Raw genomic sequence first — 25,831 nt, 5'->3', positions numbered from 1 at the left:
GTTATTTTATGAAGTTTCTGCGAAGGTTTTGGTCCGGCAGTGTACGGATCCAGATGACGGGGCAGTCTCCGGAACGTTTTTTTAATTTATGCGCGGCTTCCGGGCTCGATATCTGGGATGTAATATTTTCTAAAGGCAATTACATATTTTCGATGGGGATACGGGATTTCTTTTCCAGCAAGCCCTATGCAAAGAAAGCGAAGATCAGGCTTAGGATACAGCGAAAACTGGGACTTCCTTTTTTTTTATATAAAAACAGGAAAAGAAAGCTGTGGGCCGCTGGTTTTATCTGCTTTTTCATGCTTCTTTACACGCTCTCATTTTTTGTATGGGATATTGGATATCAGGGCAATGTAATGTATACGGACGATGAACTTTCTCATTTTCTGGACACACTGGGGATCCACTGCGGAATCATGAAGAACCAGGTTTCCTGCGAAGATCTGGAAGCTGCGCTCAGAAACCAGTATAACGGCATCACCTGGGTATCGGCCCGGTTGAGCGGAACGAAGCTCTATGTCCATGTCAAGGAAAACGACGTGCCTCTGGAAATTCCGGTTAGGGATGATACGCCCTGTGATCTCACGGCCGACGCCGACGGAACCATCACATCCATGATTGTACGGAGCGGAATTCCGATGGTGAAGCCGGGCGACGAGGTGGTAAAAGGCCAGATTCTCGTCAGCGGAGCCATTCCCATCACTGACGACGGCGGCACCGTGGTGGCGGAGCATTATGTCCATTCCGACGCGGACATCATTGCCAGACGCACCAGACAGGAGACAAAGGATATTTCCCTCTGGCATGAGAGAGAGGAAAAGACGGGCCGGGTCAGGAAGGGGCTTATGATGAACATCGGCGTCCATTCCTTTGTCTATCTGCTTCCCAACTTCCGGAATACGGAGTGGAGGACGGTAACGGAGCTCCGCCAAGTAAGGCTCTTCGGCGATTTTTACCTGCCTGTGGAGCTGGGGCTTATCACGTCGCAGGAAGTGTGTTCCTACGATGAAAAATACACGGAAAAAGAGCTGGAAGAACTGGGCGAGGCCTATAAAAATGAAGTTGCGGAAAAATTAATGGAAAAAGGGGTACAAATTATTGAAAATAATGTTAAAATATTAGTTAATGGCTCTTCCTGCCGCTTTGAGGTCAACATGCAGACGGAGGAACCGTTTAAAACAGAAACAAATGTCGAAACACAAGGAGAACAGCCAGACGATGAGCATAATTGAAACAGTAATTGATATTCCCATGGAACATGTACAGAACGTCTGCGGCCAGTTTGACGCATATTTGAAGAAGATAGAACGCACACTGCATGTGACCATGATTACAAGAGACGGCGCCCTGAAGATTATCGGCCCTGAGCAGGCGATCCGGCAGGCCAAAAGTGTATTCAACAACCTGCTGGAGCTTTCGAAGCGGGGCAATACGATCACGGAACAGAATGTGGATTATGCCATCTCCCTTTCTTTTACGGAGCAGGACAGCCAGATTCTGGAGATCGATAAGGATATTATCAGCCGTACGATAAACGGCAGGCCGATCAAACCCAAGACCGTGGGCCAGAAGCAGTATGTGGATATGATACGGAAGAAGATGATCGTATTCGGCGTGGGCCCCGCCGGGACGGGAAAGACTTATCTCGCCATGGCTATGGCCATCCAGGCGTTTAAGAACGGGGAAGTAAACCGGATTATCCTGACACGCCCGGCCATTGAGGCAGGTGAAAAGCTGGGATTTCTTCCGGGGGATTTACAGAGCAAGATCGATCCCTATCTGCGTCCCCTGTATGACGCCCTTTATCAGATTATGGGAGCCGAAAGCTATCTCCATAATTCCGAGAAGGGCCTGATTGAGGTGGCCCCGCTGGCCTATATGAGAGGACGCACGCTGGACAATGCGTTTATTATCCTGGATGAAGCCCAGAATACGACGCCGGCCCAGATGAAGATGTTCCTGACGCGTATTGGGTTCGGCTCCAAGGTTATTATCACCGGAGACCAGTCCCAGAAGGATCTTCCGGCCGGGGCAGTGTCCGGCCTCGATACGGCAGTCAGGGTCCTGAAGAAAATCGATGATATCGGCTTTTGTTTTCTGACCAGCAGTGACGTTGTGCGTCATCCGCTTGTACAGAAAATCGTTGAGGCCTATGAAAGTTTTGAACTGAAAGAGAAAAAGGAACAGAACGAGGGCAGACGGCGCGGAGAACGCGGATTTCACGGCGCGTCCGAGGACAGGCCCTCACCCAGAGGGAGAAAAAACAAATGACAATCAATATCGAGTATGAAGCCGAAAAGAAGCTTGAACTGCCGTATGAATCCATCATAGAGGAAGTGGTGACCGCCTCGCTGGACTACGAAGAATGCCCTTACGAGGCCGAGGTCAATGTGGTATTGACCGACAACGAGGAAATTCGGCGCATCAACCGGGAATTCCGCCAGATAGACAATGCAACCGACGTACTGTCGTTTCCAATGGGAGATTTTGAAACCCCGTCCGATTTTGAACGCATGGAGGAGCAGTCGGAAGATTATTTCAACCCGGAGACGGGGGAGCTGCTTCTCGGGGATATCGTGATTTCGGTGGACAAGGTGGAAGAGCAGGCGGAGAAATACGGGCATTCCGAGTCCAGGGAACTGGCCTTTCTGGTCGCACACAGCATGCTGCATCTCTGCGGGTATGACCATATGGAAGAGGAAGAGCGCGCCGTCATGGAGCGGAAGCAGGAGGAAATCCTGAAGGCGGGAGGGTATACCAGATGATGAAACGGGGGGTTATTCTGGCGCTGGCGGCCGGACTCTGTCTGACTGCAGGATGCACCAGGTATGAAGAAACATCGGTTACTGCAAGTGTGAAAGAAACAGAGGAGACCCGGGTAATCCGGATTACGGAACCGGAGACGGAGCCGGAACCCGAGACCGAAGGGAGCCGGGAGCTGGAACGTGTGGAGAAGGACGGAAAAATCCCCAGTTACCTGACCGGTGAGATGACGGACGTGGCGATCGCGGACCGCCGTCCCATTGCCATCATGATCAGCAACGACAAAGCGGCGCTGCCTCATTACGGAATCAACCATGCGGGCGTCATCTATGAGGCTCCCGTGGAGGGCGGGATGAACCGTTATATGGCTATTCTGGAAGATTATGATAATCTGGACCGCATCGGTTCGGTCAGAAGCTGCCGCACCTACTATACTTTTTTTGCGAATGAGTTTAAAGCGATCTATGCCCACTTCGGGCAGAGCACCTTTGCGCGCCCCTACCTGGATAGGATGGAGCATTTAAACGGCATAGAGGGAAAAGGTTCCGTGGCTTTTTACAGGACCAAGGACAAAAAGTCGCCCCACAATGCCTATGCCAGTGGGGACCGTATCCAAAAAGCAATCGGGACGATGGGCTATTCCCAGAAATATCCGGAGGACTATAAAGGCCACTATCATTTCTCAAAACCGGAGTATCCGGTGATGCTTGAGAATGGTTTTGCGGCCGCTTTTGTGCGTCCGGGATACATAATGAATGACCCATGGTTTGAATATAACAGCAAGGACGGCCTGTATTACCGTTTCCAATACGGCGGTCCGCAAAACGGCAACGAAGGACAGCTGACGGCCAAAAATATTATTTTCCAGTATTGCGGCTGGAAATATTATTCACCGTCCGAATATCTGGACATTGACGTACATAGCCCGGGGCTGGGGTATTATTTCACGAATGGAAGAGGTGAAAAAATCACCTGGACCAAGGGGAGCGCCGAGGCTATGACAAAATACTATGACGAAAGCGGTCAGGAGATTATGATGAATCCGGGAAGCACCTGGGTCTGCATCATACAGTCTGAACGTATGGATAAGGCGGAATTTTATGGAGAACAGACAGAGTAGACGTAAATCAACGGGCAGAAAGGAATCGAATTTCGTTGTCCAGGGAAGTATCCTGGCAGTGGCGGGAATTGTAGTAAGGCTGATCGGAATCCTTTACCGGGTGCCGATGACCAACATTATCGGCGATGAGGGGATGGGATATTACTCTACGGCATTTAACGTATACAACATCATGCTGATCCTCTCCTCATACAGTCTGCCGCTCGCGGTCTCCAAAATGGTGTCTGCGAGAATGGCGAAGGGGCAGTACCGGAATTCGGTCCGGGTCCTGAAGGCCGCTCTCGTCTATGCCACTGTGGTGGGAGGGCTGGCCTGCTTTATCACCTGGAATTTTGCGGATTTCTTTGCGACCACAGCGTTCAACACGCCGTTTTGTGTTTATGCGCTTAAGACCCTGGCGCCCACTATCTGGATCATGGCTTATCTCGGCGTTCTCAGAGGTTTTTTCCAGGGACACGGCACGATGATTCCCACGGCTATTTCCCAGATCTTCGAACAGATTGTCAATGCGGTAATCAGCGTAGTGGCCGCCAGTGTCCTGTTCAAGGTCGGGCTGGATTCCAACCGCGTTTACAACACGACAGGTTATCCGCAGGCATTCGGCGCCGCAGGAGGAACCATCGGAACGGGAGCCGGCGCACTGGCCGCCCTCCTTTTTATGCTTCTTCTTTTTGCCATCTATGCGCCCGTGATGAAACGCCGCAAAAGACGGGACCGAAGCAAGCGCACCGATTCCTACGGCGATATCTCGGTAACATTTTTATTCACCGTAGTACCGGTCATTATCAGCTCGGCCGTTTACAATATCAATGCGGTTGTGGACAACAGCATTATGGCTTACGGTATGGAATCCCTGGGCCAGGGAAAGGAATTCCTTTCCCTGTGGGGAATTTATAATAACAAATATATGCTTCTCGTCCATGTGCCTCTGGCCATGGCCAACTCCCTTTCCTCCTCTCTGATCCCCTCCCTGTCGGGAGCGGTTGCCAGAAAAGAGAAAGGAGCGGTTATCGCGAAGACAGGCCTTGCCATCCGCTTTGCGATGCTGATCGCTATTCCGTCCGCGGTCGGGCTTACGGTTCTCTCTGCGCCGATTAACAATCTGCTTTTCAGAGGAGGCAACAACGCGGAGGCGATCCGGATGCTGATTATCGGTTCGGCGGCGGTTATTTTCCTGTCGCTCTCAACGGTAACCAACGCCATCCTGCAGGGTATCAACCACATGAACGTGCCGGTCAGAAACGCATTTATTTCCCTGGTCCTGCATGTGATTGCCCTCTATATTATGCTGATGGTATTTAAGATGGGAATTTACAGCATGGTCTTTGCCAACATCCTCTTCGCCGTTTTCATGTGCGTCCTGAATGCCCTGGCAATCCGGAAATACCTGAATTACAGACAGGAGTTTCTCAAAACCTTCCTGCTTCCGGCAGTCGCAGCGGCCTTCATGGGCGCAGCGGCCTTCGGAGTATATAAGCTCGTGATACTGATCGTAAAGAGCAACCTGATCGGAACAATCCTGGCGGTCATCACAGCCGTTGCTGTCTACGGGATTCTCCTGATTAAGCTGCGCTGTATCGATGAGGAAGAGCTTTATACCATGCCGGGCGGAACGAAGATGATCAGGATATCAAAGAAACTGAGGCTGATGTAGGAAATGAAGCTGCGGGTGGGACGGGAAGACGCATAAGTTTCGGCATCCCGTCGGCCCTGCGGAGCCTGTGGAACTGAAGGAGAGAAGATATGGATAACGAATTTGTGAATTTGACGGCGGAAAATCTTGCCGATGAGCATTTGTGCTGCATTATCCGCAGTAAAAAGCCGCATCCGGGTGTTGAGGCGAAGCGGCAGTGGCTTCGGGAGCGGCTTAACGAAGGCCATGTCTTCCGGAAGCTGAATGCGAAGGCTACGGTTTTTATTGAATATGCCCCTCTTGAAACCGCCTGGGTCCCGATTGTAGGGGAGCGTTATTATTACCTGTATTGCCTGTGGGTTTTAGGAGATTATAAGGGGAAAGGATATGGAAAAGAGCTGATGGAATATTGTCTGTCCGACGCCAGGGCAAAAGGGAAATCCGGTGTCTGCATGCTCGGTTCCAAAAAGCAGAAATCCTGGCTCTCCGATCAGTCCTTTGTGAAAAAGTACGGTTTTAAAGTGGTCGATACAACCGAGGACGGATACGAACTGCTCGCCCTTTCATTTGACGGAACCACCCCGGCCTTCGGCCCTAATGTCAAAAACGGGGGAATCGAAAACAGGGAGCTGACAATCTATTACGATATGCAATGCCCCTTTGTCGGCCGGACCATTGACATGGTAAAAGAGTATTGTGAAACAAACGATGTCCCTGTATCCTTAATCCAGGTAGATACACTCAAAAAAGCCAAAGAACTGCCCTGCGTATTTAATAACTGGGCCGTATTTTATAAGGGAAAATTCGAAACCGTAAATCTGCTGGATCTTTCCTATTTGAAGAGAATTCTAAAAAAATGAGCCCGGATTCAGAAAGGTAAACCATATGACACTTGAAAACAAATTGGGCATCAGTGATTCTACAGAACTTGCAAGAGCGGAAGAAAAACTCAGCAAGAAAAAAGCCGTGGAATTATTCGAAAGCGGCCTTTTAGACAGATTACAAGCAGGAACCTATAATGCGCTCGCTGAAATTCATCGGCATCTATTTGAAGATATCTATGGATTTGCAGGAAAAGTACGGGATGTTAACATCGCCAAAGGCACCTTCCGGTTTGCCCCGGTTATGTACCTGCAGGCTGCAATAGAAAACGTAGAGAAAATGCCGCAGTCTACCTTCGATGAAATAATCGAAAAATACGTAGAAATGAATGTGGTACATCCATTCCGGGAAGGCAATGGCCGAAGCACAAGAATATGGTTGGATCAGATGCTGAAAAAAGAGTTAAACCTGGTCATAGACTGGAGCAAGATAGACAAAGACGACTATCTTCTCGCCATGGAGAGAAGCCCCATAAAAGACATTGAAATAAAACATCTCCTCAATCAGGCCCTGACAGACAGGGTAAGCGACAGAGAACTTTACATGAAAGGAATCGATCACAGCTATTATTACGAGGGCTACTTTGTATACAAAGCAGAAGAACTGTAAAATATAAAACCAAACGAGGCACCGCAGAGGCAACTTCCCTTCGGGGCCTTCCCCAAAAATGAGAACATCCTAGAGGCAGCGGCCGATGGCGGGTGGGCATTAAATTTCGCGTCTTCGGTCCGGGCGAAAGAGTAGTGGGGGAATCAGGGAGAAAAAGATTCCGCAGGGAACCTTGGAGTCCATCAGCACTTAGGCGGCGTATTATGACGCCTTAGTACTGTTATGGCTGCTGTTCACAGTAGTATTCCGCAAGGCGTTTTTTGTGAGTGAAGCGCAGCGAAAGTCACAGAAAACCCGAGGGTTGCGGCGCGAAACGGCGTTTTTTGCCGTTTCTGTGCATCGCGCAGCGTGTTACTGGGCACGAAGTGAACAGTAACCTGTTATGCACTCTACCGATCGTAAGCGTTTCCCGAAGGAACTTTTTCTGCCCGGATTCCCATGCGCAGTCACCCCAAACAGGACCGAAGACCCATCCCACCCACTCCCCGCCCGCCATCCCCTCCCTCAGTCCTCATTTTTCACCCCCATTTCGTGTTTAAGATAACAGAAAAAGGCAGATACTAATAATACTTAAGGAGGAATTCCATGAAAAAGTATTATGTCTGCTTTTTTCTATTAGCAGTATTTTTAGCTGCATCCATTCTAACGGGAGCCTATATTTATTTCTACCGGCCGGAGCACGCACAGCCGATACCGGGACAGATTCTGGAATCGGAGTCTGCGCCGGAGGATAATGTGGTAATCAATCAGCGCCAGGTAGAAACCAGGGAAGAAGCAAAGAACTACTGTCTGGTGGCAGAGGAAGGTTTTCTCCTTGTCTTTGCTAAGGACCGTAACAATGTATGCCTGGACACCCATATGCCGCTTGCCGAATTCCCGCTGGAGGAGCAGGAAAAACTGATGGAGGGCATCTGGTTTACATCCATGATGGATGTGTTCAGTTATCTGGAATCGTACAGCAGCTAAAAATCGGTTACTGTCCACGCCGTGCACAGTAACAAAATTCTGTCTTAAACGCACACTTAAAAACGGAAACCGGGAAGCTCTAAATTGTTACAAGACAGGAGTAAAAGGATTATGAAAAAACAGGTTATCATCATCGGAGCCGGGGCTTCCGGCATGACGGCGGCCATATTTGCCGCCAGACAGGGCGCGGACGTGACTCTGTTAGAACACACGGACCGCGTTGGCAAAAAGATTCTTTCCACAGGGAATGGGAAATGTAACCTGTCAAACCGTGTAATGGATGAAAATTGCTTCAGAAGCGGGAAATCCGATTTCCCGATGAATGTAATCAGCCGTTTCACCGTGGAGGAAACTCTCTGTTTCTTCCGTGATCTCGGCATTGTCCCTAAAGATAAAAATGGATACCTGTACCCGAATTCCGGACAGGCGGCCTCTGTTCTCGACGCACTCCGTTCGGAGCTTATCCACCGCAGCGTGCATGTCATTACAGAGTGCCAAATCGAGAAAATTTCTTACAGGGAACAGGGAGGAAAGAGGTTTGAAGTTACTGCCTCAAAGGGCAAATTTTCTTCCGACTCCCTGATTCTCGCCACCGGCTCGAAGGCGGCGCCGGGCACTGGTTCCGACGGGAGCGGATACAAACTTGCAGAGCAGTTTGGACACCGTGTCATAAAACCCCTTCCCGCCCTCGTACAGCTGCGCTGCCGGGAGAAGTTCTACAAACAGATCTCCGGGGTCCGGACGGAGGCTTCCGTCGCCCTTTTCTGTAACGGAAAAGAGATGGCAAGGGATCAGGGGGAGCTTCAACTGACCGATTACGGAATTTCAGGCATCCCTGTGTTCCAGGTCAGCCGTTTTGCGTCAAGGGCTCTCGACCAGGGCAAAAAAGTCACCGGGGTCCTGGATTTTTATCCGGAGGAGACGTACGAAAAAACCCGCAAAATGATAAGAGAGCGGAGCTTAAGCTGCGCCCATAAGACAATGGAGGAATTTTTTACGGGCTGGTTCCATAAAAAGCTCTCTGCGCTGTTTATCAAGCTGGCAGGAATCGAGCCGCAGAGGCCGGTGAAACTTCTGACTGAGGAGGAGATAGGGCGGCTGACCGGCATAATCAAGGAGTTCCGCACGGAAATTACGGCTGCCAATCCCTTTGAGAATGCCCAGATCTGCTGCGGCGGAGTGGATGTATGCGGGATTGATCCCGAGACGATGGAATCTAATAAAAAGAAAGGCCTGTATCTGATAGGAGAACTATTGGATGTGGATGGTATCTGCGGAGGATACAATCTGCAATGGGCGTGGAGCACCGGAGCAATCGCCGGGACTCACGCAGGACTGTAAACATGATTCGTATTAACCAGTTAAAACTGCCTGTCAATCACACGGAGGCGGACCTTAAGAAAAAAGCAGCCAGGATGATGCGGATCCCGGAGGATAAAATTCTTTCCCTCACTCCGGTCAGACAGTCCCTGGACGCCAGAAAGAAAAATGAACTGCTGTACATATATTCGCTGAATGCCGCCGTCTCCGGCAAGGAGAGCGCCGTCATTAAAAATGCGAAAAACGTAAATGTGCTTTTCGATAAGGAAAAGGCGTACTGTTTCCCGAAGCATGGGGAAGAACCGCTTAAGGAACGGCCCGTCATTATCGGATTCGGTCCGGCCGGTATGTTCTGCGGCCTGATGCTTGCAAGGGCCGGATTTGCGCCTCTGATTCTGGAACGCGGAGAGGACGTCGACTCCCGTGCGAAAAGAGTAAACGGGTTCTGGGCGGGCGGAGCTTTAAATCCCGAGTCCAACGTCCAGTTCGGTGAGGGCGGCGCCGGGACATTTTCAGACGGAAAACTGAATACCCTGGTAAAAGACCCGTCGGGCAGAAATAAAAAGGTGCTGGAAATCCTCGCTGAAGCAGGCGCGGATCCTTCTATTACTTATGTGAATAAACCTCACGTCGGCACGGATGTCCTGAGCCTTGTCGTGAAAAATATCAGGCAGGAAATCATCCGCCTGGGCGGAGAAATACGTTTCAACTGTAAGATGACCGATTTTACCGATGAAAACGGGCAGCTTACCTCCATCACCGCATCACAGAGACAGGAGGATGGCTCATTTAAGGAAGAAATCATCCCGGCGCAGGCCGTAGTCCTTGCCATCGGGCACAGCGCCCGCGACACCTTCGCCATGCTGGCGGGAAAAGAACTGGATCTGCAGGCAAAAGCATTTGCGGTGGGACTCAGGATTCAGCATCCCCAGAGCCAGATTAACCTTTCACAGTACGGAATGGAAAATCCCGGCTCCCTGGGAGCCGCCAGCTACAAGCTGACAAAGCAGACCTCGTCGGGCCGCGGCGTGTATTCCTTCTGCATGTGTCCGGGAGGCTTTGTCGTCAATGCGTCGTCGGAGGAAGGCAGACTCGCCGTCAACGGCATGAGCAACCACGACCGGGCCGGAAAAAATGCAAACAGCGCCCTCATCGTCACGGTGACGCCGGAGGATTTTCCGGACAATGAGCCTCTGGGAGGCGTGTCGTTCCAGAGGAACCTGGAGGAGGCGGCATACCGCGCGGGAAACGGTAAAATTCCGATCCAGCTTTACAAAGACTTTAAGAAGGGCGCCGTGTCGGACGCCTTTGGCGATGTAGAACCCGCCTTTAAGGGCGGCTATTCCTTTGCAAATCTCCGCGATGTGATGCCTGAGCCGCTGTCGGACGCCCTGATAGAAGGGATAAACAGTTTCGGACGCATCATATCGGGCTTTGACCGGGACGACGCGATTCTGGCAGGCATTGAAAGCCGCACCTCATCACCGGTCCGCATCCCCAGGGACGAGGGCCTGGAAAGCCGTGTCAGGGGACTCTATCCGTGCGGAGAGGGAGCGGGATATGCCGGAGGCATCACCTCGGCCGCGATGGACGGCCTCAGGGCGGCGGAAACAATCGTTTCCAGATTTTCCTCCGTTTTTATATCATAGGAAAGTGCTGCTATGATATAAAAAGCCCTCCGGGCAGGATGCACATGCCGCGCAGAGGTAAATGGTTGCAGAAGCAACCGCGCGGCAGCGCAAGAGTTCCGCCAGCGGAACTCTTGGTTCTTGACGTAATTTTGTAAATGAGGTAAACTTGCAGAAAATGGATCAAGAAAATGGATTACGGTTCAACAAAAAATGGTGCACAATGCTGCGGGAAAAGAGGAATTGATATGACAGAGGAAAGAGCTGCCTTAAAACAAAAAAAAAGAATTGTGATTAAAATAGGTTCGTCCTCCCTGACCCATCCGGAGACAGGGGATTTAAACCTGAGAAAGATCGAACAGCTGGTGCGGGTACTCAGCGATCTGCGTGGAGAGGGCCGGGAAGTGATTCTCGTATCCTCCGGGGCCATCGCCGCCGGCCGCCAGGCCCTCGGCTTTAATGAACGTCCCCGCCTTCTGGAAGAGAAGCAGGCGTTTGCCGCGGTGGGGCAGGCCAGGCTGATGATGGTTTACCAGAAGCTGTTTGCAGAGTACAACCAGACCGCCGCACAGATTTTGATGACGAAAAATACGGTGACGAATGAGCAGTCGCGCTTTAACGCCCACAATACGTTTAATGAACTTTTAAAACTTGGTGCCATCCCCATAGTCAATGAAAACGATACGGTTGCGACCGATGAGATCCAGTTCGGTGACAACGACAGGCTTTCGGCCATCGTGGCCGCCCTGGTGGAGGCCGATGTCCTGATACTCATGTCGGACATCGACGGCCTGTACACCGACGATCCCAATAAAAATCCGGATGCCGAATTCATCCCGTTTGTCAAAGAGCTGACGCCGGAACTGAAAGCCATGGGCAAGGGTTCTGCAAGCAGTGTGGGCACGGGCGGTATGTCGGCCAAACTGGCGGCGGCGCAGATTGCCACGGGAAGCGGTTCGGATATGCTGATTGCCAATGCAAACGATCTGAACGCAATCTATGAGATTCTGGAGGGCAAAGAATGCGGCACCCTCTTTGCCGCCCATGAGAACAAAGACTTTGATTTGAATACATACCTGGACAGCGAAAGCTGAGCGGGGAAAAGAACAGCCGGGATCTACATGGCGAAACGCAAGATTCCGGTGGGATACCAATATCTGAATTATGACACAGGAGCGTACAATATGGACCAGGAAAAAATCGACCGCATCAACGCACTCTACCACAAGAGCCAGGCAACCGGCCTCACGGAAGAGGAGAAAAATGAACAGGCTGCCCTGCGCAAAGAATATATCGAGACAATTCGTAAAAACATGCGCGGAACCTTAAACAGTATATCAATTAAGGAGGAAGACGGTACAATTACCGATCTGGGGAAAAAATATGGGAATATCAGTGACATCCAAAGCTGACCTTAGGAAAAAGGTACTGGAACTCAGAAAACACCTGACCACGGAAGAGATGGCAGAGTGGGACAATGCAATCTGTGAGAAAATAAAGGAACTTGAACTGGAAAAGCAGTTCGGTACCGTATACTGCTATGTCAGCGTACGCGGGGAGACGGGGACCGAATCCCTGATCCGCTCCTACCTGGAGCAAGGGATCAAAGTGGCTGTTCCGAGAGTAAAGGGCAAGGAGATGGATTTTTATTACATCGACCGTTATGAAGATCTCGAACCTGGCTGTTTCGGGATCCCGGAACCAAAAAAGAGCTGTAAACTGGCTGCCGAACAGAATGTGCCGGTCATCGTACCGGGAGTTGCATTCTCCGAACGCTTTGAGCGAACCGGTTACGGCGCAGGCTACTACGACCGCTTTTTTGAAAAGGAACCACAGCATGAGAAGATTGCCATCTGCTATGATTTCCAGATGACGGAGGCGATTGCCGTCGATCAATACGATATTCTGATGGATCGGATTATCACGCCTCAAAAGAGCCTGAAAAGAAAGGATGATTAATATGCTCGAACTAATCGGCAAACGCGCAAAGGACGCCTCCAGAAAGCTGGCCCTCCTCGGTTCCATAAAAAAGAATGAGGGGCTTAAAGCGGCTGCAGAAGCTCTTCTGAAAGGCGAAGAGGAAATCCTTTTAGCCAACGGTAAGGACATAGAAAGGGCCCGCGAGGCCGGAATGAACCCGGGAATGATCGATCGCCTGACGCTCACCCATGAACGGATCGAGGCCATCATTGAGGGCGTGAACCAGGTAATTAGCCTGGACGATCCCGTAGGCGAAGTCCTGGGAATGAAGGAACGTCCCAACGGCCTTTTGATAGGGCAGAAGCGTGTACCGATGGGGGTTATTGGCATGATTTACGAGGCCAGGCCCAATGTCACCGTGGATGCCTTCGCCCTCTGTTTCAAATCCGGCAACGCCGTGATCCTGAAGGGCGGCAGCGATGCCCTGGAATCGAACAAAGCGATTGTGAAATGGCTGAGAGAAGGACTTAACAACTGCGGGCTTCCCGAGGACTGTGTGCAGTTAATCACCGATACGGACCGCGAGGTCACAAAGCGGTTTATGCGTATGAACGGCTACATTGACGTACTGATTCCACGCGGCGGGGCCGGGTTGATCCGCACCGTTGTTGAGAACAGCACCGTGCCGGTCATCGAAACAGGGACAGGGAACTGCCATATCTATGTGGATGAAACCGCTGATTTTGATATGGCGCTCGATATTATATTCAATGCCAAGACCCAGAGAATCAGCGTCTGCAACTCCTGCGAATCACTGCTGGTGCATCGGAACATTGCCGGTGAATTCCTGCCTTTGCTGAAGAAACGCCTTGATGAAAAACAGGTGGAAATCCGCGCAGATCACGAATCACTTTCCATTGTGCCTGAATTTAAAGCCGCGGCCGAGGAAGACTGGGGAACGGAATACCTCGATTACATACTTTCCGTAAAACAGGTCGGTTCGGTGGAAGAGGCCATAGACCACATTAACCGGTATAACACCGGCCATTCCGAGGCCATCATCACAAAAGACTACGACAGTTCCAGAAAATTCCTGGAGGGCGTCGATGCCGCTGCGGTCTATGTCAACGCGTCCACACGGTTTACCGACGGTTTCGAGTTCGGCTTTGGAGCGGAAATCGGGATTAGTACGCAGAAACTTCATGCAAGAGGGCCGATGGGGCTTAAGGAATTGACTACCACGAAATATATTATTTACGGAAACGGGCAGGTTCGGCCATAAGCGGCTGAAATTAGGCTGCGGGACCAGCACGGAACCAAAAACGAAGGATTAGGGCTATATCATGGATAACGTGGTATAGCCATTTTAAATGCGGGGTTTTGAGGAAGGAGAACGCCGCCGGTACGGTCGGGGTTCGGGATGGGGAGAGGGAGGTTGTGAGTCTTCAGTCCCGGTTTTCAGGTTGTCGCGGGTGGGGAATCCGGGCAGAAAAAGTTCCTCCGGGAAACGCCCCCGCTCTTTGGAGTACATAGCGGACACTAACCTCGTGAAATACCTCGGTAAGTGCCGATGAACTCCCAGGTTCCCTGCGGAATCTTTTTCTCCCGGATTCCCCACAGGGAGGTTATGGCCCGGGACTGAAGACGCGGAAGGTTTTCGCCATCCTGAACTCCGGCCTGCGGCCGCTGATTTGTTCTATTCCTTCAAGGGGGAGGGTATTGTTGCGGCCACTATGTTTTCGAAAGCCGGGAGAATCCCTTCCTTTTCTGGTCTTGGAAGAGAGTTTCTATGTCAAAATATGGATTTAATATATGCTTAGATATAGTTATAGATTCCGATATAGATTGAGCTATATATTTATCCTGAAATGATGCATAAAGCGGTAACTTTGAAGATATTGAATCGATTAAAATCTAATAATGATGTAGTGGATGCGGCAATACCTTTCATCCGCACTTGACGAAAGAGACAATCAGCCCCTGAAGCCGGCGGACGGGGCAACACCTTCCCTGAGTCTTCAGTCCCGTCGACAACCTGCCTGGGGAAGGAAGGAGAAAAAATTCCGAAGGGGACATTGGAGCCCGCCGGTGCTTAGACGGCGTTCTTTGACGTCTTAGCATCCGCTGTGCGCTCCACAAGCGGGAGCGGGTCCCCGTAGGAATCTTTTCTCCTGGATTCCCCCTCACCACAACCTACAAACCGGGACTGAAGACTCATAAACAACCTCCCACTCCCCCGTCCACCATCCTACAGAGGCGTCCTCGCATCTCAATTAAATCCCCACCCATTATTTTCATAGATTCCCAAAAAAACCCTTGCAATATACCCTAATAGGGTATATAATTCAAATATAAGCCAGATACCCTATACGGGTATAATACCATATTCAAAAGAAATCGTCCATTATTTCTGCTGCTCGTGCAGAGATCAGAGAACACAGAAAGGAGACCGTATAAATGGAACAATATGAAGTGACAGGAATGAGCTGTGCGGCCTGCAGCGCCCGAGTGGAAAAGGCAGTGTCGAAGGTACCGGGAGTGGAGTCCTGTTCGGTCAGTCTGCTGACTAATTCCATGGGAGTGGAGGGAAGCGCTTCACAGCAGGAAATCATAGCGGCGGTCGAGGCGGCAGGATACGGGGCGGCGGCTAAATCAGCGGCGGTTCAAAATGCCCCGGCGGCAGCTCCCGGTGATGCGTTAAAGGATCGGGAGACTCCGGTTTTGAAACGGCGGCTTTATTACTCATTGGGATTTTTGATTGTGCTCATGTATTTTTCCATGGGACACATGATGTGGAACTGGCCGGTTCCGGCGTTTTTTGAAAACAACCATGTTGCGATGGGGCTTTTACAGCTTGTGCTGACGGCCATCGTCATGGTAATTAACCAGAAATTCTTCATCAGCGGATTCAAAGGGCTGATACACAGGGCTCCCAACATGGATACCCTGGTGGCTTTGGGCTCGGGGGCATCCTTTGTGTACAGTCTCTATGCGCTGTTTGCCATGACCGGAGCGCAGGCGGCCGGTGATATGGACGGCGTGATGGCCTATATGCATGAATTCTATTTTGAATCCGCCGCCATGATCCTGACCCTGATTACGGTAGGCAAGATGCTGGAGGCCCGCTCCAAGGGAAAGACCACGGACGCCTTAAAGAGCCTGATGAAGCTGGCTCCGAAGACGGCAACCATCCTGGTGAACGGCGTGGAGACGGAGGTTTCCATCGAACAGGTTAAAAAAGACGATATCTTCGTGGTACGGCCCGGTGAGAATATCCCGGTGGACGGAATTGTCCTGGAGGGCAGCAGCGCGGTCAACGAGTCGGCGCTGACCGGCGAGAGTATCCCGGTCGATAAGAATGCCGGTGATCAGGTGTCGGCCGCCACGGTAAACCAGTCCGGCTTTATGAAATGCCAGGCATCCAGGGTTGGAGAGGATACCACGTTATCCCAGATTATCCAGATGGTCAGCGATGCGGCCGCCACAAAAGCGCCGATCGCAAAGGTTGCCGACAAGGTATCGGGCGTCTTTGTCCCGGCCGTGATTGCCATCTCGGCCGTCACGATTGTAGGCTGGCTGATTGCGGGGCAGACCGTCGGATTTGCACTGGCGAGAGGAATCTCCGTGCTGGTAATAAGCTGTCCATGCGCCCTCGGCCTCGCGACTCCGGTTGCAATCATGGTGGGCAACGGCATGGGAGCAAAGCACGGAATCATGTTTAAGACAGCCGTTTCTCTGGAGGAGACCGGGAAGACGGAGATTGTGGCTCTTGATAAGACCGGTACGATCACAAGCGGGGAACCCAGGGTGACGGATGTGGTTCCGGCATCCGGGACCACGGAAACCGATCTTCTTAAATCCGCTTTTGCGCTGGAAAAGAAGAGTGAGCATCCTCTTGCCAGGGCAGTCCTTCTAAGGGCGGAGGAAGAGGGAATGGAAGCCGGAGAAGTCACGGATTTTCAGGCGCTCCCGGGCAACGGCCTATCCGCGGTCCTTAACGGCGCATCTTTAGCAGGCGGAAATTTTTCCTTTATCAGCACCCAGTGTGAAGTGACAAACGAGATGAAGACAGCGTCCGAGCGTCTGGCGGAAGAGGGAAAAACGCCTCTATTCTTCAGTAAAGACGGTAAACTGATTGGAATTATCGCCGTAGCCGATACAGTCAAGGAAGACAGCCCGCAGGCTGTAAAGGAACTGCAGAACATGGGAATCCATGTGGTAATGCTGACCGGTGACAATGAGAGAACCGCCAGGGCGGTCGGCCGGCAGGCGGGGGTTGACGAGGTAATCGCAGGCGTGCTTCCCGACGGAAAAGAGAGTGTAATCCGTTCCCTGAAGAAGAAGGGGAAGGTGGCCATGGTAGGCGACGGGATTAACGACGCGCCTGCCCTGACGAGGGCAGACATCGGAATCGCTATCGGGGCAGGTACGGATATTGCCATCGACGCGGCCGACGTGGTCCTGATGAAGAGCCGTCTGAGCGATGTCCCGGCAGCGATCCGTTTAAGCCGGGCTACTCTTAAAAATATCCATGAGAACCTGTTCTGGGCATTCTTTTATAACGCGGTCGGCATACCGCTGGCCGCCGGGCTGTGGTACCCGCTGTTCGGCTGGAAACTGAACCCTATGTTTGGAGCGGCGGCCATGAGCTTATCCAGTTTCTGCGTGGTGACAAACGCCCTGAGGCTTAACTTTTTTAAACTTTACGATGCCGGAAGGGACAGAAAAATAAAGGTAAAAAGAAAGGAAGAAAAAATGATGGAAAAGACGATGACAATTGAAGGAATGATGTGCGGACACTGTGAGGCAAGGGTAAAGAAATGCCTGGAAGGTCTTCCCGAGGTTACGGAAGCAGTGGTCAGCCATGAGGCAGGCACTGCGGTTGTGACACTGAGCGCCCCGGTGGAGGATGATGTGCTTAAAAAGACGGTGGAGGATCAGGATTACAAGGTGGTATCCATCCGCTGACGGTAACGTTCCTGATGGAACCCTGCCGGGCGTGCAAAACGTCCGGCAGGGTTTTGGCTTTTCAAGCTTGCCATTTCTGTCATTTTTCCCCTGTGGTGGCAGACGCTTCCTCATTTTCCTGTAAAAATACCCCTGAAGTGGGAAAATTGTAGTGAAAAAGTAAGATTGGGAGCAAATTCGTAAAAGAAATGCACTTGATCATTTGACTGCATTATAGTAATATTAACTAATGTATGAAAACGATGGAAGACACAAGGAGAACTACATATTTTATGACTTCAATAGATTACGAAAATATCGACCTTTCCTGTCTGCCTCCGGAGACGGAGCCGGCCAGACAGCAGTATTTTATCGCCAGGTGCAGACAGTGGGTCACGAAGAAGAGTGAAGAGCTCGGAAGGCCGATGACCTGCTTTATCTCCACATTCGGCTGCCAGATGAATGCACACGATTCGGAAAAACTGATGGGAATTCTTTTGGAAGCGGGATTTGTGGAAGGGACGGGTGAAGAATCCGATTTTGTTCTTTACAATACATGTACGGTCCGTGAGAACGCCAACCAGCGCGTTTACGGCCGTCTGGGTTACCTTCACAGCCTGAAGAAAAAGAATCCGCACATGATGATCAGCCTCTGCGGCTGCATGATGCAGGAACCTGAAGTTGTGGAGAAGCTTAAGAAGAGCTACCGTTTCGTCGACATTATTTTCGGCACGCACAACATTTACAAGCTTGCGGAGCTTCTTTCCGAAAGAATTGACGGGAAGAAGATGGTGATAGACATCTGGAAGGACACCGAACGGATTGTGGAAGATCTTCCGGCCGAGCGGAAATACCCGTTTAAATCGGGAGTCAATATCATGTTCGGCTGCAACAACTTTTGCAGCTACTGTATTGTCCCCTATGTCAGGGGGCGGGAGCGCAGCAGAAATCCGGAAGACATCATCCGCGAGATCGAGTCTCTGGTACAAACCGGAGTCGTAGAGATTATGCTTCTCGGGCAGAACGTCAACTCCTATGGCAAGAATCTGGAACAGCCCATCACCTTTGCCGAACTGCTTAAGAGGGTGGAACAGATTGAGGGCCTCCAGAGAATCCGCTTTATGACGTCCCATCCAAAGGATTTGTCGGACGAGCTGATTGAGGTGATGAAGGATTCGAAGAAAATCTGCCGTCATCTGCACCTTCCCCTTCAGTCGGGAAGCAGCCGTATCCTGAATCTGATGAACCGGAAGTACACGAAAGAGCAGTACCTCACACTGGCTGAGAAGATCAGGACAGCCATCCCGGATATCTCCCTGACCACGGACATCATCGTCGGTTTCCCGGGAGAGACGGAGGAAGACTTTTTAGAGACTCTGGATGTGGTGAGAACCGTGCGTTATGACAGCGCATTCACCTTTATCTATTCCAAGCGCACCGGCACTCCGGCCGCGGCGATGGAAGAACAGGTCCCGGAGGAAACGGTGAAGAACCGGTTTGACCGCCTTCTGAAGGAAGTCCAGGAGATTTCGGCCCAGGTATGCGGCCGGGAACTTCACACGGTTCAGGAGGTCCTGGTGGAAGAGCCGGATGATCACGAAGAAGGTTATCTCACCGGGCGGCTTTCCAACAATACGATCGTCCACTTCCCCGGAAGCAGGGATCTGATTGGAAAGATTGTTAATGTATACCTTGAGCAGTCCAAAGGATTTTATTATATGGGCAGCCTGCATCACGGCCCCCAGGACACTCTTAAGGATAAATAAGGAGGAAATTTTCTATGAAAAAGCACTATAAAGGTCTTGCAGTTGCCATGTCGGCATTTATGCTCGCCGGCGGAAGCTTTACGGCATATGCGGGACCTGCAAGTGAAACCGGCGCTCCATCGGCATCAGCGGGCAACACGGGCAATGCCGGTTTCGGACCGGGCGGCACTACAGCCGCAGGACATCAGCAGCAGGCCGGCACAGAACAGCCGGCGGTGGAGGATACCTCTCTTCATGTGGCAGTAAACTATACCTTTGAATCATCGGGTGATATTACAGCCTTCTCCATGGATCTTAAAAACTTCGATGGAATCGGCGGAGTATCCTACCGCGCCTACACGAATACAGGCGGTTTCCTGTGGTGGTACCACGACGGAGGCCTGACAGGCGTTCCGGGAGACGGCAACTATGTCGAGGCATTCCAGATTCAGCTGACAGGCGATGCAGAGCGTATGTACGATGTTTATTACTGCGCCACCTCATCCGGCCAGGGCAAGATGGGCTGGGCCATGAACGGCCAGGTAGCCGGTACAAGCGATATCGGTGAAAAACTTCTCGGCATTGAGGTAATGCTTGTGCCGAAGGGAGCCCAGGGACCTGTAAGCGATGCCATGCGTTATGTGACGCCCCTTTCAAGCCGTCTCGTTCTCGCCGAGAATGCGACCACTCTGGTGAATGAGGATGGAACAAACTACAACGGCTGGGTATCCAACGACCATGCCCGCTACTATTTTGTAGACGGACGCGCTTTGACGGGATGGCAGTATGTAGACGGTTACAAGTTCTACTTTGACTCATACGGCCGCCTTGTGCAGAATGTGGAACCGCTGATTGGAAAGCAGAGCAGCTATCTTCTGAAGGTCAACAAGACCCTCAACTGCCTGACCGTCTATGCAAAAGACGGAAACAACGGATATATCATTCCGGTGAAGGCGATGCTGACATCCGTAGGTGACGATACACCGATCGGAACATTCTACACTCCTGAGAAATACCGCTGGAGACTGATGGTAAATGATACATACACACAGTATGCAACGAGAATCACACAGGGCTTCCTGTTACACTCCATCACCTATGAGACGCCGGATATCTACGATCTGATGACGGTTGGCTACAACGGCCTGGGTGTTACGAGATCTCTCGGCTGCGTGCGGTTAACCGCAGAAAACTCTAAATGGATTTACGATAACTGTGCACTTGGTACAGCGGTTACAATCTACGAGGACCCGAATGTGGCATCACCGTTCGACGTTCCGGAACTGGTCCCGCTTTCCTTTGAGCAGACATGGGATCCGACAGATCCGCTTGTTGTAAGATAAGAGAAGAGAGGTTAAAACGTGACACAGCTTTCACCAATGATGACCCAGTATCTGGAGACTAAAAAACAATATCCCGACTGTATTCTTTTTTACAGACTCGGAGATTTCTATGAGATGTTCTTTGAGGATGCCTTAACGGCATCCCGGGAACTGGAAATTACACTAACTGGAAAAGACTGTGGACTTGAGGAACGCGCACCTATGTGTGGCGTTCCTTATCACGCACTTGAAGGTTATTTGAGCAAGCTCGTCCAAAAGGGCTATAAGGTGGCAATCGGAGAACAGGTAGAGGATCCGAAAACCGCAAAGGGGCTTGTAAAGAGGGAAGTAATCCGCGTCGTTACGCCGGGCACCATCACCAATTCCCAGGCTCTTGAAGAGTCGAAGAACAATTATCTGATGGGCATTGTGTACACCGACGGCGTATTCGGAATTTCTGTAGCCGATGTCAGCACCGGCGATTATCTGGTGACCGAGGTCAAATCGGAGCGGAACCTGATCGATGAGATTTACAAATTTTCGCCTTCTGAAATTATATGCAATGAAGCATTTTACATGTCGGGAATCGATTTAGATGATTTGAAAAACAGACTGCGCGTCGTTGTTTCGGATCTGGATAATCGGTTCTTTTCTGATGAATTCTGCAGAAAACTTCTGCAGGATCATTTTCATGTAGAGCACCTGGAAGGCCTTGGCCTGAACGACTACGAGACGGGCACCATCGCAGCGGGGGCCGTGCTCCAGTATCTCTATGAGACACAAAAGAATTCGCTGGATCACCTGACGAGAATCACCCCTTATACGACTGGGCAGTTTATGATGCTCGACACTTCCACAAGACGCAATCTGGAGCTGATCGAGACCCTGCGCGAAAAACAGAAGAGGGGAACCCTGCTCTGGGTATTAGATAAGACGAAAACGGCTATGGGAGCCAGAATGCTCCGCTCCTTCGTGGAACAGCCGCTAATCAATAAAGATGAAATCCTGAAACGCCAGAACGCGATTGAAGAGCTGAATATGAACTATATTTCCAGGGAGGAAATCTGCGAATATCTGAATCCAATCTATGATCTGGAACGGCTCTTAGGGCGTATCAGTTATAAAACAGCCAACCCACGCGACCTGATTTCCTTTCGAAATTCCCTTGAAATGCTGCCGCATATCAAACACATCCTGAAGGAATTCAGCGCAGAGATGCTGAAGGAGGTAGAAGAGCAGCTCGATCCACTGGAAGATTTGAAAAAGCTGATTGACGACGCAATCGTCGATGATCCGCCCATATCGGTCCGGGACGGCGGCATCATAAAGGACGGCTTCCATGAGGAGGCGGACCGTCTGCGCCATGCAAAGACGGAGGGAAAAACGTGGCTGGCCGAACTGGAACAGACGGAAAAAGAAAAGACGGGCATTAAAAACCTGAAGATCAAATACAATAAAGTTTTCGGCTATTATTTTGAAGTCACCAACTCCTTCAAGGAACAGGTCCCCGATTATTTTATCAGAAAACAGACGCTCACCAATGCGGAGCGGTACACAACGGACCGTTTAAAAGAACTGGAAGACGTGATTATGGGGGCGGAGGACAAGCTTTACTCCCTCGAATATGAACTGTTCTGCCAGGTCAGAGACGGCGTTGCCGGGGAAGTAAAGAGAATCCAGCAGACGGCCCATGCCGTCGCCCTTACCGATGTCCTGGCCTCCCTCTCCGTAGTGGCGGTGAGAAACAATTATGTAAAGCCGGCAATCAATGAGAAGGGGATTATTCACATTAAAAACGGACGCCACCCGGTGGTGGAGCAGATGATGTCGGGCGGCATGTTCGTGGCCAACGACACATATCTGGACAACGGGAAAAACCGTGTTTCCATCATCACGGGACCTAACATGGCCGGTAAATCCACCTATATGAGACAGACGGCCCTGATCACGCTGATGGCGCAGATCGGCAGTTTTGTTCCGGCCGATGAGGCCGATATCGGTCTCTGCGACAGAATTTTCACAAGAGTCGGAGCATCCGATGATCTGGCGTCGGGCCAGAGTACCTTCATGGTGGAGATGACCGAGGTCGCAAACATTTTACGGAATGCGACCAGGAACAGCCTTCTCATCCTGGATGAGATCGGGCGCGGAACGAGCACCTTTGACGGCCTTTCCATTGCCTGGGCCGTCGTGGAATATATCAGCAACACCAAGATTCTGGGCGCCAAAACCCTGTTTGCCACCCATTACCATGAACTGACGGAGCTGGAAGGCACGATGAGCGGAGTCAACAACTACTGCATCGCCGTCAAGGAGCAGGGGGATGATATCGTTTTTCTCAGAAAGATTGTAAAAGGCGGGGCGGACAAGAGCTACGGCATCCAGGTCGCCAAGCTGGCGGGTGTGCCGGATCCGGTCATCGAGCGGGCCAAAGAACTGGTGGAAGAGCTGAGCGACGCCGACATCACGGCCCGTGCCAAGGAAATAGCCGAGAACGGCTGTGGAATCGCGGTCAGGAAAAAGCTGACCAAGCCGGATGAGGTGGATCTGCTTCAGATGTCTATCTTTGATACGGTGAGTGAGGATGACATCATCAGGGAGCTGATGGAACTTGAGATTAACAAAATGTCTCCCATCGATGCTCTGACCACCCTCGACAAAATGCAGTCACGCCTGAGAAACAGATGGAGCAGCAAGCAGTAATCATCATCATTAAGGATTCGTATAAGGAGGCGAAACGATGGCAAACATTCAAGTATTGGATCAGAATACGATTAACCAGATAGCGGCCGGAGAGGTGATCGAACGCCCTGCCTCCGTTGTAAAAGAACTTCTTGAGAATGCCGTCGATGCCAAAGCGACGGCGGTCACCGTTGAGATACGCGACGGCGGCCTTTCCATGATCCGCGTTACGGACAATGGCTGTGGAATTCCAAAAGAGCAGATTCCGCTCGCGTTCCTGCGTCACGCGACGAGTAAAATCAGGACGGTTGAGGATTTATTTACCGTAGCCTCCTTAGGGTTCCGTGGTGAGGCTCTTTCAAGCATTGCCTCCGTAGCCCAGGTGGAACTCATTACAAAGACGACGGGGAGCATGTCCGGATCCAGATATCAGATAGAGGGCGGAGAAGAAATTTCCCTGGAAGAGGTGGGTGCGCCGGAGGGCACCACCTTCATAGCAAGAAACCTCTTCTACAACACGCCAGCCAGGAGAAAATTCCTGAAACCCCCGATGACGGAGGGCGCCCATGTGGCCGATCTGGTGGAGAAAATCGCCCTGTCCCATCCCGAGATTTCCATCAGGCTCATCCAGAACGGACAGAGCAAGCTCCATACCTCCGGCAACCATAACCTGAAGGATATTGTTTACACGATATTCGGCCGTGAGATTGCGGCAAACCTGCTTCCGGTGGAGTCGGGGGCGGATCCGGTTAAGGTGGAAGGTTATATCGGGAAACCCCTGATTGCCAGGGGCAACCGCAATTATGAAAACTATTTTATCAATGGCAGATATATCAAAAGCAGCCTTATCAACAAGGCGATAGAGGATGCCTACAAGCCCTTTATGATGCAGCACAAATACCCTTTTACCATGCTCCAGTTTACGATTGAGCCGGAATTTCTGGATGTCAACGTCCATCCGGCCAAGATGGAGCTGCGTTTCAGGGATGGGGAGATGGTCTATAAGATGGTGTACCATACCATCTCAATGGCGCTGTCACAAAAGGAACTGATTCCGCAGGTGGAACTGCCCGGTGTAAATCCGCCTGGCGGAAAGAATGCAGAGAACCAGGACTCTTCATCCAGAGGACTCAAACCCGTTATCATCAGGGAGAACCGGCCCGAACCCTTTGAAAAACGCAGAATGCAGGCGGAATCCCTGATTCAATCGGCGGCAGCCTCGGATCTGACAAGCTCCCTCGAAGCCGCAGCAGCAAGTGCACAGGCCGCGCCGGAAGCGGGCGGCAGGCCCTCTGGTTCCTTTGGTTCCTCCGGTCTGACCGGAAGGGATATCAGGGATCTGCTCTCCGTAAGGACACCCGTGATTGCAGATGAAGCCGCCCCCTATTCGGGACGGACGGCCGCGCCGCTCTCATTCTCCGCCGAAAAGCCGGATACAGAGAAAGAACCGGAACGCAGTATCGGACCAGAGCAGAAGATTGAGCCGGAACCGAATACCCGATCGGATTCACTCTCCGATTTGTGCCCTGAAACAGAGACGGCGGCAGACACCTCGTCTCAGGCCGTGCCGAAGCAGCTTGATTTATTCGAAGAAAAGCTGCTCACAAAGCAGGCCCGCTCCGAGCACATCCTGATCGGCCAGCTCTTCGACACTTACTGGCTTGTGCAGTTTCATGACAACCTCTACATCATTGATCAGCATGCGGCCCACGAGAAGGTTCTCTACGAAAAGACAATCGCCTCACTGAAAAAGCGTGAGTACACTTCACAGTTAATTAATCCTCCGATTATCCTGACCCTGTCCGGAAACGAGGAGCTGATGCTTAAGAAATACATGGATCATTTCACATCGGTCGGATTTGAGATTGAGCATTTCGGCGGCAAAGAGTATGCGGTGAGGGCGGTTCCCGCCAATCTTTTTTCCATTGCAAAAAGAGAGCTGCTGATGGAGATGATAGACGGCCTGACCGACGGAGCCGACCTGGGCACGCCCGATATTATCAATGAAAAGATTGCCTCCATGTCATGCAAGGCGGCGGTCAAGGGCAACCACGCAATGTCTGCCATGGAAGCCGACAAACTGATTGACGAACTGCTGGAGCTGGAAAATCCGTACGCCTGCCCCCATGGCAGACCGACCATCATTACCATGAGTAAATATGAACTGGAAAAGAAATTTAAGCGCATCGTTTAGAAGTTGCCATCAGGTTGACATAATTTAATTATGTCAACCTGATGGGGCGTTACCGTGAACCCCTTCCGGAACAGACAGAGTTTGAAGGGATCCGTTTCCT

20 protein-coding genes are annotated in these 25,831 nt (G+C 51.3%); 19 read left to right on the top strand and 1 reads right to left on the bottom strand.

The window, feature by feature from the left end:
* Nucleotides 1–8: 8 nt before the first annotated feature.
* The 14 genes from V3C10_12495 to V3C10_12430 all read left to right on the top strand — a co-directional run bounded on the left by V3C10_12495 (nt 9) and on the right by V3C10_12430 (nt 14,123).
* Nucleotides 9–1,232 (top strand): sporulation protein YqfD, encoded by a 1,224-nt coding sequence (locus V3C10_12495; GenBank protein ID WVP60141.1) that lies wholly within the window; start codon nt 9–11, stop codon nt 1,230–1,232.
* Nucleotides 1,219–2,271, top strand: coding sequence for a PhoH family protein (locus V3C10_12490; GenBank protein WVP60140.1), 1,053 nt, complete (start codon nt 1,219–1,221; stop codon nt 2,269–2,271). Before V3C10_12495 ends, V3C10_12490 begins: the two co-directional genes overlap by 14 nt.
* Complete coding sequence (gene ybeY / locus V3C10_12485; GenBank protein ID WVP60139.1) at nt 2,268–2,765, top strand: rRNA maturation RNase YbeY; 498 nt, start codon at nt 2,268–2,270, stop codon at nt 2,763–2,765. Before V3C10_12490 ends, ybeY begins: the two co-directional genes overlap by 4 nt.
* Nucleotides 2,762–3,883, top strand: a complete 1,122-nt coding sequence (locus V3C10_12480) for a DUF3048 domain-containing protein (protein ID WVP60138.1) — start codon at nt 2,762–2,764, stop codon at nt 3,881–3,883. Before ybeY ends, V3C10_12480 begins: the two co-directional genes overlap by 4 nt.
* Nucleotides 3,864–5,537 carry a polysaccharide biosynthesis protein gene (locus V3C10_12475; protein WVP60137.1) on the top strand — a complete coding sequence of 558 codons (1,674 nt, stop codon included), beginning with the start codon at nt 3,864–3,866 and terminating at the stop codon, nt 5,535–5,537. The genes V3C10_12480 and V3C10_12475 overlap by 20 nt, the downstream gene beginning before the upstream one ends.
* 89 nt (nt 5,538–5,626) lie before the next feature.
* The gene (locus V3C10_12470) at nt 5,627–6,376 is read left to right on the top strand and encodes a GNAT family N-acetyltransferase (GenBank protein WVP60136.1); all 750 of its coding nucleotides are present in this window, start codon (nt 5,627–5,629) and stop codon (nt 6,374–6,376) included.
* Between the two features lie 25 nt (nt 6,377–6,401).
* On the top strand, nt 6,402–7,007 hold the full coding sequence (locus V3C10_12465; GenBank protein WVP60135.1) for a Fic family protein: 606 nt from the start codon (nt 6,402–6,404) through the stop codon (nt 7,005–7,007).
* A gap of 585 nt (nt 7,008–7,592) precedes the next feature.
* Nucleotides 7,593–7,973 carry a hypothetical protein gene (locus V3C10_12460; protein ID WVP60134.1) on the top strand — a complete coding sequence of 127 codons (381 nt, stop codon included), beginning with the start codon at nt 7,593–7,595 and terminating at the stop codon, nt 7,971–7,973.
* Nucleotides 7,974–8,084: 111 nt separating this feature from the next.
* Nucleotides 8,085–9,314: an NAD(P)/FAD-dependent oxidoreductase gene (locus tag V3C10_12455; protein ID WVP60133.1), complete on the top strand. Its 1,230-nt coding sequence runs from the start codon at nt 8,085–8,087 to the stop codon at nt 9,312–9,314.
* A gap of 2 nt (nt 9,315–9,316) precedes the next feature.
* Nucleotides 9,317–10,942, top strand: a complete 1,626-nt coding sequence (locus V3C10_12450) for an FAD-dependent oxidoreductase (GenBank protein WVP60132.1) — start codon at nt 9,317–9,319, stop codon at nt 10,940–10,942.
* A gap of 227 nt (nt 10,943–11,169) precedes the next feature.
* Nucleotides 11,170–12,015, top strand: coding sequence for a glutamate 5-kinase (proB, locus tag V3C10_12445; GenBank protein ID WVP60131.1), 846 nt, complete (start codon nt 11,170–11,172; stop codon nt 12,013–12,015).
* 90 nt (nt 12,016–12,105) lie between these two features.
* Nucleotides 12,106–12,333: a DUF896 domain-containing protein gene (locus V3C10_12440; GenBank protein WVP60130.1), complete on the top strand. Its 228-nt coding sequence runs from the start codon at nt 12,106–12,108 to the stop codon at nt 12,331–12,333.
* Nucleotides 12,305–12,880, top strand: coding sequence for a 5-formyltetrahydrofolate cyclo-ligase (locus tag V3C10_12435; GenBank protein ID WVP60129.1), 576 nt, complete (start codon nt 12,305–12,307; stop codon nt 12,878–12,880). The genes V3C10_12440 and V3C10_12435 overlap by 29 nt, the downstream gene beginning before the upstream one ends.
* A gap of 1 nt (nt 12,881) precedes the next feature.
* A complete protein-coding gene (locus tag V3C10_12430; protein ID WVP60128.1) occupies nt 12,882–14,123 on the top strand; it encodes a glutamate-5-semialdehyde dehydrogenase in 1,242 nt (413 codons plus the stop codon).
* A gap of 810 nt (nt 14,124–14,933) precedes the next feature.
* On the opposite strand, the gene V3C10_12425 is transcribed toward V3C10_12430, so the two are convergent.
* Complete coding sequence (locus V3C10_12425; protein ID WVP60127.1) at nt 14,934–15,059, bottom strand: hypothetical protein; 126 nt, start codon at nt 15,057–15,059, stop codon at nt 14,934–14,936.
* A 239-nt stretch (nt 15,060–15,298) separates the two neighbouring features.
* Between V3C10_12425 and V3C10_12420 the strand changes: the two genes are divergently transcribed.
* The 5 genes from V3C10_12420 to mutL all read left to right on the top strand — a co-directional run bounded on the left by V3C10_12420 (nt 15,299) and on the right by mutL (nt 25,731).
* A complete protein-coding gene (locus V3C10_12420) occupies nt 15,299–17,809 on the top strand; it encodes a heavy metal translocating P-type ATPase (GenBank protein WVP60126.1) in 2,511 nt (836 codons plus the stop codon).
* 242 nt (nt 17,810–18,051) lie between these two features.
* Nucleotides 18,052–19,554, top strand: a complete 1,503-nt coding sequence (miaB, locus tag V3C10_12415; protein WVP60125.1) for a tRNA (N6-isopentenyl adenosine(37)-C2)-methylthiotransferase MiaB — start codon at nt 18,052–18,054, stop codon at nt 19,552–19,554.
* Between the two features lie 14 nt (nt 19,555–19,568).
* Nucleotides 19,569–20,876: a L,D-transpeptidase family protein gene (locus V3C10_12410; GenBank protein ID WVP60124.1), complete on the top strand. Its 1,308-nt coding sequence runs from the start codon at nt 19,569–19,571 to the stop codon at nt 20,874–20,876.
* A gap of 36 nt (nt 20,877–20,912) precedes the next feature.
* Nucleotides 20,913–23,558: a DNA mismatch repair protein MutS gene (mutS, locus tag V3C10_12405; protein ID WVP64620.1), complete on the top strand. Its 2,646-nt coding sequence runs from the start codon at nt 20,913–20,915 to the stop codon at nt 23,556–23,558.
* Nucleotides 23,559–23,595: 37 nt separating this feature from the next.
* Nucleotides 23,596–25,731, top strand: coding sequence for a DNA mismatch repair endonuclease MutL (gene mutL, locus V3C10_12400; protein WVP60123.1), 2,136 nt, complete (start codon nt 23,596–23,598; stop codon nt 25,729–25,731).
* Nucleotides 25,732–25,831 lie beyond the last annotated feature (100 nt).

The sequence above is a fragment of the [Clostridium] symbiosum genome, assembly GCA_036419695.1.
Lineage (GTDB): Bacteria > Bacillota > Clostridia > Lachnospirales > Lachnospiraceae > Otoolea > Otoolea symbiosa_A.
The sequence above is the reverse complement of the archived record's forward strand: the minus strand, read 5'-3'. Positions and strand labels throughout refer to the sequence as shown.